The sequence below is a fragment of the Myxococcus hansupus genome (genome assembly GCF_000280925.3).
GTDB classification, from domain to species: Bacteria; Myxococcota; Myxococcia; order Myxococcales; family Myxococcaceae; genus Myxococcus; species Myxococcus hansupus.
Genome location: NZ_CP012109.1, coordinates 7,417,126 through 7,430,190, shown reverse-complemented (window position 1 = coordinate 7,430,190; position 13,065 = coordinate 7,417,126). Strand labels below are relative to the sequence as shown.

At 69.2% G+C, this 13,065-nt stretch carries 11 protein-coding genes; 3 read left to right on the top strand and 8 right to left on the bottom strand.

Going from position 1 to position 13,065, the window contains the following annotated elements; translation table 11 throughout:
* Positions 1-8 precede the first annotated feature (8 nt).
* Complete coding sequence (locus A176_RS29030; RefSeq protein ID WP_002638340.1) at positions 9-773, top strand: immunity 49 family protein; 765 nt, start codon at positions 9-11, stop codon at positions 771-773.
* 9 nt (positions 774-782) lie between these two features.
* On the opposite strand, the gene A176_RS29025 is transcribed toward A176_RS29030, so the two are convergent.
* The 8 genes from A176_RS29025 to A176_RS28990 all read right to left on the bottom strand — a co-directional run bounded on the left by A176_RS29025 (position 783) and on the right by A176_RS28990 (position 10,699).
* Positions 783-1,301 carry a DUF6484 domain-containing protein gene (locus tag A176_RS29025; protein ID WP_002638341.1) on the bottom strand — a complete coding sequence of 173 codons (519 nt, stop codon included), beginning with the start codon at positions 1,299-1,301 and terminating at the stop codon, positions 783-785.
* A gap of 18 nt (positions 1,302-1,319) precedes the next feature.
* Complete coding sequence (locus A176_RS29020) at positions 1,320-1,787, bottom strand: DUF4150 domain-containing protein (RefSeq protein WP_002638342.1); 468 nt, start codon at positions 1,785-1,787, stop codon at positions 1,320-1,322.
* Between the two features lie 96 nt (positions 1,788-1,883).
* Positions 1,884-2,726 (bottom strand): peptidoglycan recognition protein family protein, encoded by an 843-nt coding sequence (locus A176_RS29015; protein WP_002638343.1) that lies wholly within the window; start codon positions 2,724-2,726, stop codon positions 1,884-1,886.
* Positions 2,727-2,847: 121 nt separating this feature from the next.
* A complete protein-coding gene (locus tag A176_RS29010; protein ID WP_002638344.1) occupies positions 2,848-6,048 on the bottom strand; it encodes an efflux RND transporter permease subunit in 3,201 nt (1,066 codons plus the stop codon).
* Positions 6,035-7,750: an efflux RND transporter periplasmic adaptor subunit gene (locus tag A176_RS29005; protein ID WP_002638345.1), complete on the bottom strand. Its 1,716-nt coding sequence runs from the start codon at positions 7,748-7,750 to the stop codon at positions 6,035-6,037. Before A176_RS29005 ends, A176_RS29010 begins: the two co-directional genes overlap by 14 nt.
* Positions 7,747-9,117 carry a TolC family protein gene (locus A176_RS29000; protein WP_002638346.1) on the bottom strand — a complete coding sequence of 457 codons (1,371 nt, stop codon included), beginning with the start codon at positions 9,115-9,117 and terminating at the stop codon, positions 7,747-7,749. The genes A176_RS29005 and A176_RS29000 overlap by 4 nt, the downstream gene beginning before the upstream one ends.
* 127 nt (positions 9,118-9,244) lie before the next feature.
* Positions 9,245-9,655 carry a hypothetical protein gene (locus A176_RS28995; protein WP_002638348.1) on the bottom strand — a complete coding sequence of 137 codons (411 nt, stop codon included), beginning with the start codon at positions 9,653-9,655 and terminating at the stop codon, positions 9,245-9,247.
* A gap of 78 nt (positions 9,656-9,733) precedes the next feature.
* Complete coding sequence (locus tag A176_RS28990; protein ID WP_044889299.1) at positions 9,734-10,699, bottom strand: PLP-dependent cysteine synthase family protein; 966 nt, start codon at positions 10,697-10,699, stop codon at positions 9,734-9,736.
* 169 nt (positions 10,700-10,868) lie between these two features.
* Between A176_RS28990 and A176_RS28985 the strand changes: the two genes are divergently transcribed.
* Positions 10,869-12,329, top strand: coding sequence for a sensor histidine kinase (locus A176_RS28985; RefSeq protein WP_002638351.1), 1,461 nt, complete (start codon positions 10,869-10,871; stop codon positions 12,327-12,329).
* Positions 12,330-12,395: 66 nt separating this feature from the next.
* Positions 12,396-12,995 carry a TIGR02265 family protein gene (locus tag A176_RS28980; protein WP_044889300.1) on the top strand — a complete coding sequence of 200 codons (600 nt, stop codon included), beginning with the start codon at positions 12,396-12,398 and terminating at the stop codon, positions 12,993-12,995.
* Positions 12,996-13,065: the final 70 nt, after the last annotated feature.

The window sequence follows — 13,065 nt, the reverse complement described above, 5'->3', positions numbered from 1 at the left end:
GAGCCAACATGGGAACGCTCGAACTGGACATCACGCTGGGGAACCTCGAGGAGGAAATCCAAGACGGCCTGTCGCGGTTGCGCGAGGAAGGGCCAGACGCGGCCACTGTCTTGGATGTCTGCGCCCGGTCCCGTCAGCTCGGCTGTGGCCTGCTGCTCATCGACCTGGACGCGGATGGTTTCCAGCACGCGCTCCATCAAAGCGCGCTCCTCTACACGTGGCTGCTGGACCAGCGCGCCACTCAGCCCGGACTGGACACGTACTACCTCTGCAAGTCCCGGGCGTCGCCGCTGCTGGATGCACTCGCGCTCAACCAACTGACTTTGGCGAGAGACATGGGCGCGAAGCTGGACACGCCCTGGGCCCCGAAGATGGAGCCCGAAGAAGACTTCCGCTACTTCGACCTGCTCTCCGGTCCGCTGTTGGAGCGGCGGCAGGATGCGGTCCGGCTGGCGGCCTTCGAGCGTTGCCTGGAGGAGCCCTCCACTCGCTTCGATGTCCTGTCCGCGCTCATGCGCGAGGATGCGGACGCCTTCTGGGCGGCCTTGTCGGCGCTCACCCGGGAGTGGGAGGAGGGCATCGAAGCCGACCGGCGCCAGGACGCGCTCGATGCGTATTTCGCGCAGACGGAGGCCTCCATTTTCGTGGAGGGACTCGCGCTGGTCCGGTTGGCGGAGCTGTGGGGAATCCCCGCGCGTCCGCGTCTGCCCTTCATGCCCGCGGAGGCTTTCCGAGCCCCGTCTGCGCCATTGCCAGAGGCGCTGGAGTTCTAGCGTCTAGCCTCAGTTGATCTTCACCTTCCCGCCGCGGATGCGGTGGACGCCCTCCGCCTCGGTGAGAACCTCCACGCCACGAAGGATGACGCGTCCATCCGCGCGGAGGATGAGGGTGGCTTTGCCACACCGCAGCACCACCTCGTCACGTCCTTCCAGCAGGACCCGCCGGCCGTCCACCTGGGCCTCCCGGGAGGCCATGGGGAGCCGCTGCGCCAGCATCGCGTCGAGCAGGGGCGTGGGAGGCATTGGCTGGAGCAGGCCCGTGAGGACAGGGCGGGAGGGCCTGCCGTCATCGAAAAAGAGCGTTACCTCCCTTCGTTCACGCGCGGCCTGTTGCCATTGCTCGGGCTCGAGCGGGACGGTGGTGCGCGCGAGCAGCGGCCCGTGTTTGTTGGCGGGGAAATCGATTCGGACCGAGCCGTCCGCGTCCACACCCGCGACCCAGCCAACGCGCATCCCGTGGATGGGCGGCTCGTCATCCGAGAAGACCGTGGTGGTTGCCTTGGCGGGCGCGTCCTGGGCCATGCGCTGAACGCTCCCCGGTCAGGTCTGTGGCTCTCCACAGCAGGGACATGGGAGCGCCTCATCGTCCTCGTGCGGAGCGACGACGGGCGGCTGCATGAGCGGAAACGGCGGCGTGTTCTTGTCGTTGTGGAGCATGAGGTCGAACGCTCGCGGCACGTTCTTTCCCTCGATGCAGACGTCGAACGAGTAGTTGACGAACTCGGCCTGGCCCTTCGTCTTCCCTGAAGCCACGCCGCCCGCGGTACCGGCTTCGTCCCCCGTGCTGGTGGAGAAGTTCGAGTCCTTGAGGCAGAGGGGCTTTCCCTCCACGGAGACCTGCTTCGACCCCTTCGCGGTGTCCGCCGAGCGGGCGATGTTCGGGTATGGAATGGGAACGGGGCCCGCCGGGCTCGGCGTCTTGCAGACGTCCGGGAACGCGACCGTCACGCCCCCAGAGTCCGCATTGACGATGGAGAGCTTGTTGACGCCAACGAAGTTCTTCCCCATGCCCAAAGCATAGCGCCCCGTGCCGCATCCTGGCGGCCCGGGGCGCAAGCGGTTGAGGAACGGACGTTTGGCGTTGAGAGGCGGGGCTGCCCTATCTCAGGAGATGCCGCGCATCAGCCGGTTCCAGTCGAAGTTCGGTGCGGGGTCCGTCTTGCGGCCCTTGGGCACCGCGACGTCGGCGTGGCCCACGATGTTCTTCGTGGGGATGTTGTGCTCCTGCTTCAGGAACCCGGTGAGCTGGGTGAGGGCCTTGTACTGGGCCTCGGTGAAGGGCGTCTTGCCGCTGCCGTCGTTGACGATTTCAATGCCGATGGAGCGGCTGTTGATGTCCGAGGGCACGCCGTGCAGCTCGCCCTTGCCCGCGTGCCAGGCGCGCTTGTCGTCACCGACGAGCTGATAAATCTTTCCGTCGCGGTCCACCATGTAGTGCGCGGACACCTTGCTCTGCGGGTTGCGCATCCACGACAGGTCGCCCGCGCCGTTGTTGGACGCGGTGTGGTGCATGACGATGGTGTCGATCTTCGTGCCGCCGCGCGAGTTCTGGTTCGGCGAGGGCGCGCTGATGACCGTGGGCTTGGTGAACTTGCCGCCCGGCGTCGTCGGCGTGGTGGGCGTGGGGCCGGTGGAGCCCAGCGCCTTCTTCAGCGCCGCGTGCGTGAGGTCGCCGTAGAAGCCCGTGGTGGGCAGCTTGTTGTCGGCCTGGAACTTCTTCACCGCCGCTTCCGTCTGCGGACCGAAGGTGCCCGGGCCCGTGTTCACCTGCGCCCGCGTCATGTAGCCCACCTTCACGAGCGCGTCCTGGAGCTGCTTCACCTTCGGACCCGTGTCTCCCTTGCGAATGCCTGCCGGCGGCGCGGAGACCGAGGAGGAGGCGGCGGCGGTGCGGGAAGTCTGCGCCGAGGGGGCGCGGAACACGGACGAAAGCGAGGGCAGTCGCATGAGGACTCCGGGGGGATGGGAGTGAAGTGAACCTGCCCGAATTATCGACGACCAATCCCCGGGAGTTGCGTAACTCCCGGGTCACAACCTGGCTGTCTTAATTCAATCAGATTGCACTGCTTCAGGCTGTTTGGGGCTTGGCGGGGAGCGAGCGCTCACCCGTGCCTTCCTCGGGCTGCTCCTGGGGAAGGTGGCGTTTCTTCCAGAGGGCGAAGATGGCCGGATACACAGTCAGCTCGAGTAAAAACGACGTCACAAGTCCGCCCACGAGCGGTGCCGCGATGCGTTTCATGACGTCCGCGCCCGTGCCGGTGCTCCACAGCACGGGAAGCAGGCCGATCATGTCCGTCAGCACCGTCATCAACTTGGGACGGATTCGACGCGCCGCGCCATCAACGATGGTCTCCGTGAGGTCGGCCATGGAGCGCAGCCGGCCCTCCTGGTCCGCCTTTTTATGGGCGAGCGTGAGGTAGAGCAGCATCACCACGCCCGTCTCCGCGTCGAGCCCCGCAAGCGCGATGAGCCCCACCCATACGGCGATGCTCATGTTGTAGCCCAGCAGGTACAACAGCCACACGGCGCCAATAAGGCTGAATGGCACCGCCAGCAGGACGATGCCCGTCTCCACCACGGACTTCGTGCTGAAGTACAGGAGCAGGCACACGAGCAGCAGGGTGACGGGGATGACCACCTGGAGCTTCTCGGTGGCGCGCTCGAAGTACTTGAACTGGCCGCTCCACTCCACGCGCACGCCCGTGGGCGTCTTCACCTCGCGCGCCACCGCCGCCTTCGCGTCCTTCACGTAGTCCGCGATGGGCCGCTCGGTGTCCACGAAGACGTAGGTGACGAGCTTGCCGCCCTCGCTGCGAATCATGGGAGGCCCCTGCACGAAGCGCACGTCCGCCACCTGGGTCAACGGCACCTGGGCGCCGGTGGGCGTGGGCACCAACACCTCCTTGAGCAGCTCGGGGCTGTCGCGGTACTCGCGCGCGTAGCGCACGTTGATGGGGTAGCGCTCGCGGCCCTCCACCGTCTGGGAGATGTTCTCCCCGCCGATGGCGCCCATCACCACCTCGTTGACGTCCTTCACGCCCAGCCCCAGGCGCGCGGCCTCTTCCCGCTTCACCGCGATGTCCACGTAGAAGCCGCCCGTGGAGCGGTCCGCGAACGCGCTGCGCGTGCCGGGCACCTGCGCCACGGCCTTCTCGATGGCGACCGCCGTCTGCTCCAGCGTGTTCAGGTTGTCGCCAAACACCTGGATGCCCAGCGGGCTGCGGATGCCCGTGGCCAGCATCTCCGTGCGCGTCTGGATGGGCATCCAGAAGATGTTGGGCATGCCAGGGTACTGGAGCGTCTCGTCCATCTCCGCGAGCAGCGCTTCCCAGCTCAGGCCCTTGCGCCATTCGGACTTCGGCTTGAGCACCACCGTGGTCTCGAACATGGACAGCGGCGCGGGGTCCGTGGGCGTCTCCGCGCGGCCCGCCTTGCCGAAGACGCTGACCACCTCCGGGATGCGCTTCAACTGCGCGTCCATGGACTGGAGGATGCGAATGGCCTCGGTGATGGACATGCCCGGCGGCGAGGTGGGCATGTAGAGGATGGCGCCCTCGTTGAGCGGCGGCATGAACTCGTGGCCCAGGCGCATGAAGGCCGGCACCGTCAGCGCCATGGCCACCACGGACATCGCCACCACCGCCTTGGCGTGTCGCACGACGAAGCGCACCACCGGCACATAGAGCGCCACCAGCCAGCGGTTGATGGGGTTCTCATCCTCGCGGCGGATGCGTCCGCGGATGAAGAGCACCGCCAGCGCGGGCGTCAGCGTCACCGCGAGCACCGCGGCGAAGCCCATGGAGTACGTCTTCGTGTACGCCAGCGGCTTGAAGAGGCGCCCCTCGGTGGCCTCCAGCGTGAAGACGGGCAGGAAGGCGACGGTGAGCACCAGCAGCGTGCCGAAGATGGAGGGCCCCACCTCCTGCATCGCGGCGATGATGACCTCGCGGCGCTCGCCGGGACGGCCCTCTGCTTCCCACGTCTCCAGCTTCTTGTGGATGTTCTCCACGATGATGATGGAGGCATCCACCATGGCGCCAATGGCGACGATGATGCCGCCCAGGCTCATGATGTTGGCGGTGAGCCCCTGGTAGTACATGGGGATGAACGCGAGCAGCACCGCCACGGGCAGCGTGAGGATGGTGACCAGCGCGCTGCGCGCATGCATCAGGAAGAGGAAGATGATGAGGCTGACCACCAGCATCTCCTCCACCAGCGCCCGGCTGAGCGTGTCGATGGACTCTTCGATGATCCCCGAGCGGTCGTAGGTGACGACCAGCTCCACGCCCTCCGGCAGCCCCGCGCGGACCTCCTCCAGGCGCTCCTTCACCGCCTCGATGACGGACAGCGCGTTTTCGCCATAGCGCATGACGACGATGCCGCCGGCCACCTCGCCCTTGCCGTCCAGCTCCGCCACGCCCCGGCGGATGTCCGGCCCCAGGCTCACCCGGGCCACGTTGCGCACCAGGACCGGCGTGCCGTCGTCGCTCACCTTCAGGGGGATGGTCTCGATGTCCTGCGTGGAGCGGATGTAGCCGCGCCCGCGGATGACGTGCTCGTGCCCGGCGATCTCCATCACCCGGCCGCCCACGTCCTCGTTGGATTCACGGACGGCGCGCGTCACCTCGCCCAACGTCACGCCATAGGCGCGGAGCTGGTTGGGGTCCACCTGCACCTGGTACTGCTTCACGATGCCGCCCACGCTGGCGACCTCCGCCACGCCCGGGACGCTGGAGAGCGCGTAACGCACGTTCCAGTCCTGGAGGCTGCGCAGGTCCGCGAGCGAGTGCTTGCCGCTTTCGTCCACCAGCGCGTACTCGAACACCCAGCCCACGCCGGTGGCGTCCGGCCCCAGCGTGGGTGACACGCCCGCGGGCAGGCGGCCTCGCGCCGTCTCCATGTATTCGAGCACGCGGCTGCGCGCCCAGTACATGTCCGTGCCGTCTTCGAAAATGACGTAGACGAAGGACATGCCGAACATGGACTGGCCACGCACGGCCTTCACCTTCGGCGCCGACAGCAGCGACGAGGAGATGGGGTAGGTAATCTGGTCCTCGACCAGGTCCGGCCCGCGTCCCATCCATTCGGTGAAGACAATCACCTGGGTGTCGGACAGGTCGGGGATGGCGTCCAGCTTGGTGCCGCGAACGGCGTGGATGGCCCAGGCCGCCAGCGCGCCCACCAGCAGCAGGGTGAGGAACGGGTTGCGCGCGCAGGCCCCGATGAGGCGGCCGATGAAGCTCTGCTCGCCGTGCTCAGTGGGCTGCATGGCTGCCTCCGAAGGCGTCCGTGGCGGAGCGGATGCGGCTCTCCGCGGCGATGAGGAAGTTGCCGCTCGTCACCACCACGTCGCCGGGGGACAGGCCCTCCAGCACCTCGTAGGTGCTCTCGCCCTTGAGGCCCAGCTTCACCTCCTGGGGCCGCAGCCGCCCCTCGCCCATGTCCACGAACACCAGCCGCCGGGGGCCCGTGTAGATGACGGCCGAGTCGGGAATCTGGAGCCGCGAGCCACCTTGCATGACGAAGCGAACGTCCGCGTACATGTCGGGCTTCAACTCCAGCTCGGGGTTGGGCAGCTCGATGCGGATGCGGCCGGTGCGCGTGGCCCCTTGCAGGGACGGGTACACGTAGCCGACGCGGCCCGCGTACGTCTTGCCGGGCAGGTAGGGCAGGGTGACCTCCACCGGCTGGCCGGGCTTCACGCGCGCCAGGTCCTGTTCGTACACGTCCGCCTCCACCCAGACCTTCTCCAGCGGGGCGATGCGGAACAGGCGCTCGCCGGCCTTCACCGCCGCGCCCTCCACCACGTTCTTCTCCAGCACGAAGCCGCTGGCGGGCGCCAGGAAGGGCATGTTCTCCACGGGCTGCCCGCGCTGCGCCACGCGCTCGATTTGCGCGGACGACAGGCCCCACAGCTCCAGCCGCTTGCGCGCCGCGCCCACGAGGGACGCGTTGGCCGCGCTCTGGCTCTGACGCGCCAGCAGGTACTCCTGCTGCGCGGCGTAGAGCTCCGGACTGTAGAGGGTGAAGAGGACCGCGCCTTTCTTCACCGGCTCGCCCGTGGCGTTGACGCGCAGCTCGTGGATGTAGCCGTCCAACTTGAGCGTGACGTCCACCAGGGACTTCTCGTCGAAGGTGACGCGGCCAAGCGCGCGCAGGGACAGGTCCATGGGCGCGGCCTTCGCGGGAGCCGTTGTCACCCCGATGCGCTGGCGCCGCACGTCGTCCACGAGGATGATGCCGCTCTCCAGTTCGGCGCGGGTGACGGGCGTGAGGTCCATGCCGCAGATGGGGCACGCGCCGGGCCCGTGCTGCTTCACGGACGGGTGCATGGGGCACGTGTAGTGCGCGACCTCGCCTTCACCGTGGGAGGCCGGCGCCGAGGCCGCGCGCCACTCGCTCGACGTGCCACACGCGAGCATGCGGCGGCCCATGTAGGGGTTCTCCAGCTTCGGTTCGCGCTGGAGCCACTGATTCACCCCGTCCACCATGGGGCACTCGAAGACATGCCAGCCTTCCTGGAGCCGAGGGTCCGCGGCGGCCAGGGCGATGAGCGCCTCGCTCAGCCGCGCGAAGGGGATGCGCGCCGCTTCGGCGTCCTTCGCCGTGGCCAACTGGGACGCGGCCTCCGCGCCCTGCTGGAGCCACGCGGCCAGCGGCGCGGCGTCACCGTGCGTGGCCTCCGCGGCCTGCTGGAGCGCTGACTTCAGCTCCCCGGCCCGGGGGGAGAGTCCCTCCAGGCTGTCCTGGGCGAGCAGCGCGCGCAGGGCCTCGTAGGACTCGAAGGCCGCGCGCGCGTACTCCAGCGCGGGCGTGGGAAGGGGGGCGCCAGGCTGCGCGGGCGCCGTGCCTGTGTGAGACGGCGCGCCAGTGAACCAGCCCACCAGGGGCCTCCAGGCCACGACGACGAGGACGGCAATCGCGAGCAGGCCCAGCCAGGGGCCGATACGGCGGCGGGTCGGGGGGCTCATCGCGTCTCTCCGTTCCGGGGCAGCCCCGGGATGTGGCCCAGGGCCCGGTCAAGTTCCGCCTGACGGCGCTGCACGTCCGCCAGGGCTGTCTGTTCACGCAGCTCGACGCGGCGCAGGTTGCGCTCCGCCTCGATGAGGACCTGGAAGCTGTTCTTGCCGCTCTCGAAGCCGGCGCGCGCGGCGGCCACCTGGTCCCGCGCCGCGGGGGCGAGCCGCTCCTGGAAGAGCGCCACCACGCGCCGCGTTTCATCGGCGCGCGAGCGGGCCTGCTCCACCTCGACGCGGATGTCGTCGATGAGCTGTTCCTCTTCCCGCCGCAGGCGCTTCAGGCCCGCCTCCGCCTCGTGCACCGCGGCCTTCCGCTTGCCGAAGTCGAGGGGGATGTTGACGGTGACGCCCGCCATGAACTGGTGGGGCGTGTCCATCCACATGGAGTTGTACGCGCCCATCACCATGACGTCCGGGTAGTAGTCGCGTTTCGCGAGCCGGACGGCGGCCTCGCCTCCGCCAACCCGCGCGCGCAGGCCCTCCAGCTCCGGCCGCAGGCGCAGGGCCTCGTCCTGGAGCCGCTCCGCGGACAAGGCCTCTGTCACCAGCGTGGGCAACGCCTCCGGCAACGGTGGAAGCGGCGCCTGGGGCGCGCGGTGCAGCAGGCCGTTGAGCTGGGCGCGCAGCCGCTCGCGCTCGGCCTCGAACATCACCTGTTCCCGCAGCACCTCGCTCAGCTCCACTTCGGCCTGGAGCGGGTCCTGCTGCGAGGCGCGGCCGGTGACGTACTGCGCCTCCGCGCTCTTCTTGAGCTGGCCCAGCAGCCGCAGGTGTTCCTCGGTGACGGCGAGCGAGCGCTCCACGACGAACAACTCGTCGAAGAGCGTGGACGCCATCAGCGCCATGCGCAGGCGCATCGCCTCGCGGTCCTCGCGCATCGACTGTGCCTCCGCCAGCGCCATCTCGCCGCGCAGGCCGCGCTTGCCGGGGAAGGGGAGCTGTTGACTCAGCTCCACGGACTGCCCGAAGCGCGCGCTGCCGGCGATGCTCAGCGGCGCGACGCCGTAGGAGAGCATCGGGTCCTCGAGCGCCGTCTCACGCGGGTAGCGTTCGAGGCTGGCGCGCCAGGCCTCCCGGGCCGCCTCCAGCGAGGGATTGCGCGCGAGCACCTGCCGCACCAGCTCCGCGCGCTCCAAGACAGGCGCGCTCGTGAAGGGCTCCGCGTCCTGGGCCCGAGGCGCCTGGCGCGCGATGGCTTCGAGTTGGGATTGATACCGCTGCTCACTGGCTCCGGCCGCGCCAGAGCCCAACCACACGGCGGAGCCGGTGGCGAGCACGGCCCGCGTCGCGGACCGCGTCCAGCTTCGATGGAACGACATGACTTCCTGCTCCAGATGACGGGAATCGAGCCTGTCGCCGGGAGAAGGACGTCACCGGCAACAGGCGGAATCCGGCCGGTGGACACGCGTCCACCCGCCAGGCCTCAACGCACGGGGGCCGGACGTCTCAAATGAGGTAGGAGCAGTTCTGACGGTACAGCGGTGGCGCGGTGGAGCGATGCACGCCCCGGGTGCGCACCCACGACGACGGCAGGGCCTCCGGCGCCGGAGGCACCTGGACCACCGCCTGGGGAATCACCGCCATGGGCGTCAGCGTCCACGACGGCCCGGCGCTCGCGGTGACGGGCTCGGGCGCGGGGATCCGGACGGCCAGCTCACCGCAGCAATCGTGGTGGTCGACGACGATGGCCGCTTCCGGGCTGCTGGCCGGCGCGGCCTTCGCTCGCTTCGCCTGATGGCAGGCACACGTCAAATCCAGCTTCACGGTGCCCTGGCAGAGATGGAACAGCCCCTCGGCCGCCCCCGCGATGGGAGGCAGCGCCAGGACCACCAGCAATGTCAGGACTCGGAAGAGCATGACCGTGGGCTTGCCCAGCAGATAGCGCGGGATGCCGGGGCACGCAACTGCGCGCGAGCCCCGTCATTCCCGGGGACTTCAGGCCGCGCCGCGTGCGGGCACGGGCTTGGGCTGGATGAGCTCGGTGGAGAAGTAGCGCTCCATGCGGTCGGGGAACACCGTCACCACCTGCGCGCCGGGGCCCAGTCGCTTCGCTGCCTCCACCGCGGCCACGTAGTTGAGGCCGGACGACGGTCCCACCGGGAAGCCGCGGCGGATGAGCGCCCGCGCGGTGTTCATGGCCGCGTCATCCGACACGTCGATTTCGACGCGGCCCGGCATGTCCGCCTCGCGGTACAGCCGCGACATCCCATCCACCACGCCCGGAACCCGAGGGCTGAAGCTGCAACATTCGACATCGCAACCGAGCCCGGCAATGGGGCGCGCCACGAAGGCCGTCACCGGACAGCCCGCTTCCGCGAAGGCCTGGTACAGGCCCACCACGGTGCCGCCCGTGCCCACGCCGCTGACCACGCCGTGCACCAGTCCGCCCGGCACCTGCGACAGAATCTCCTGGCCCGTCCACACGCGGTGGGCCTCGGCGTTGTCCAGGTTCTCGAACTGGCGAGGCGCGAAGGCCTTGCGCTCACGCGCCAGTTCCTCGGCCTTCACGATGGCGCCCTGCACGCCGGCCTCGCGCGGCACCAGCACCACGTCACCGCCATAGGCGCGGATGGTGAGGATGCGCTCGCCCGTGACACCCTCCGGCATCACCGCGGTGAAGCGCAGGCCCATCTGCGCGCAGGCCAGGGCCAGGGCGATGCTCGTCGAGCCGCTGGAGGCCTCGATGACCTCTCCGCCGGGTGCCAGCTCGCCCTGCCGCCAGGCCTTCTCCAGCATGTAACGCGCGATGCGGTCCTTGGTGGAGCCGCTGGGATTGAGGAACTCCAGCTTGCACCAGATGGTGGGCCCCCCCTCGTGCAAGCACACGGGGACGAGCGGGGTGGGACCCACGGCCTGGAGGAAGCGGCCGTCCGCGGGAAGGGGTCGACAGGGAGGGCGCATGCGGCATCCCTATCGCGAAACGGCGTCTTCGGCACCGGCCATGAATATTTTGCCGGGTGACGGGCCGCCGCCTGTCTGCCCGCACAGACAGGGGGCATGTTGGAGTCCGTAACATCTGGCGTTCAGCCAGAGGCGCGGCTACGAAAGAAGTCTCGCTCGTCCTCCCCCCATGACCTCGACACCCGCGCTCATCCTCAACGTCAATGACGACGTGGCCAGCCGCTACGTCACCTCGCGCGTTCTGGGGCTCGCGGGCTTTCGCGTGGTGGATGCGGGCTCCGGGCATGAAGCGCTGGCCCTGGCGAGCGAGGAGACGGACCTCGTCATCCTGGATGTGCGGCTGCCGGACATCAGTGGGTTGGAGGTCTGTCAGCGGTTGAAGTCCACGCCCCGCACGCAGGGCGTGCTGGTGCTCCACCTGTCGGCGCAGGCCGTGGGGCCGGGGGACCGGGCGCAGGGCCTGGAGCATGGGGCGGATGGCTACCTCATGGCGCCGGTGGACCCGGAGGAGCTGGTGGCGCAGGTCCACGCGCTGCTCCGGCTGCGTCAGGCGGAGCGCGAGGTGCGGGAGCTGTCCCGCGAGGTGGCGCGTCAGCAGAAGCTGTTGGAGCTGGCCATCTCCTCCGCGGCGGACCCCATCGTGCTCTACGACGAGACGGGGCGCGTCCTGTCAGCCAACCAGGCCCTGTATACCTCGCGCGGGAGCCGCGCGGTCCACGCTCCGGGCAAGACGCTGAATGGGATGCTGGCGGAGGACGCATCGCTGGGGCCGTATCTGGAGTTGGTCCGGGTGGCCCTGCGCACGGGCAAGGTCCAGCGCGGCACCGTCGCCTTGGAGTCGGACCGGGGGCTGCGTCACTTCGACGTCGTGTTGTCACCCACGGTAGACGCCAACGGGCAGGTGCTGGCGGTGATGTCCTCCATGAGCGACGTCACCGTGGCGCGCAGCGCGGAGGAGTTTCGCGAGCAGTTCATCGGGATGCTCGGGCACGACCTGCGCAATCCGCTCAACGCGCTGTCCATGTCCGCGCAGCAGTTGCGGCGCAAGGGTGGCCTGGATGAGCGCCAGGGCATGCTCACCGAGCGCATCCTCACCAGCGCCGATCGCATGGACCGGATGATCCGCCAACTGCTGGATTTCGCTCGCTCGCGCCTGGGCGGCGGCATCCCGGTGGTGCGCGCGCCGGGTGACGTCTTCGACGTGGTGCGCCGCACCGTGGAGGAGCTTCGCGCCAGCCACCCCGGCCGGGTGGTGCTGCTGGAGTCGCGGGGGGACGGCGAGGGGAAGTGGGACTCCGACCGGCTGGAGCAGGCGGTGGGCAACCTGGTGGGCAACGCGCTGAAGTACAGCCCCTCGGAGAGCGCCGTGTGGGTGGGGGCCGAGGGCTTCGAGCGTGAGGTGGTGCTGCGCATCCACAACCACGGCTCGCCCATTCCCCCGGAGGACCTGCCCCACGTCTTCGGGGCGTGGCGCCGCGGCCGGCGTCTGGCGAGCGACGTGGGCGCGCCCAGCGGCCTGGGCCTGGGGCTCTACATCACCCGGCAGATTGTCCGGGCCCATGACGGCGACGCGCAGGTGGCGTCCAGTGCGACGGACGGCACCACCTTCCTCATCCGGTTGCCACGATGATGACCATTTGACGAATGGGGCACATCGCGACTCCCGCAATGGGGTTGCCGCTGCCACCTTCCGTGCATGGCGTCAGAGAAGCTCATGTTCGCTCAGTCGGTGGAAGCGCTCTTCATCCGGGCGCTCGGGCCGTATCTCACCCGAGAGGGACGCCAGCGCTTGAAGGCGGTGGGGCTCGACCTGTCGGAGCCTCTGCGCCCTCAGTACACACTGGAGCAGTGGCGCGGCTTCTTGCGCGTGGCGGCCCGGGACGTCTTCCCGGAGCTGCCGCCCCACGAGGCCAGCTTCGCGTTGGGCGCGCGCTTTCTGCAGGGTTTCCGACAGACGTCGGTGGGCCGGGCCAGCATGCAGTTGGTGACGCAGTTGGGGCCCCAGCGCACGCTGGAGCGCGTTCCGTACAACGTGCGCGCCGGCAACAACTTCAATGAAGTCCGCGTGGAGGAGTCCACGAAGGACAGCGCCACGCTGTGGATGAAGGACGTCACGGCGGACACGCCGGACTTCGCGGCGGGCTTCCTGGCGGAGACGCTGCGGTCCGCGGGCGCGGGGCAGGTGAAGGTGGAGCCCATCGCCTTCGACGGCACGGCCGCGACGTTCCGCGTCACCTGGACGAAGGCCGCCGGCCGCGCGCCCGTGGCGTCGGCCGGTCCCCGCCGCATCTTCTGAGCGCGGCGCTGCGAGGCAGGGGCATTGGTGCTGGCCCCGGGCCATGCGCTGTCGCACGATGCCGTCCGGA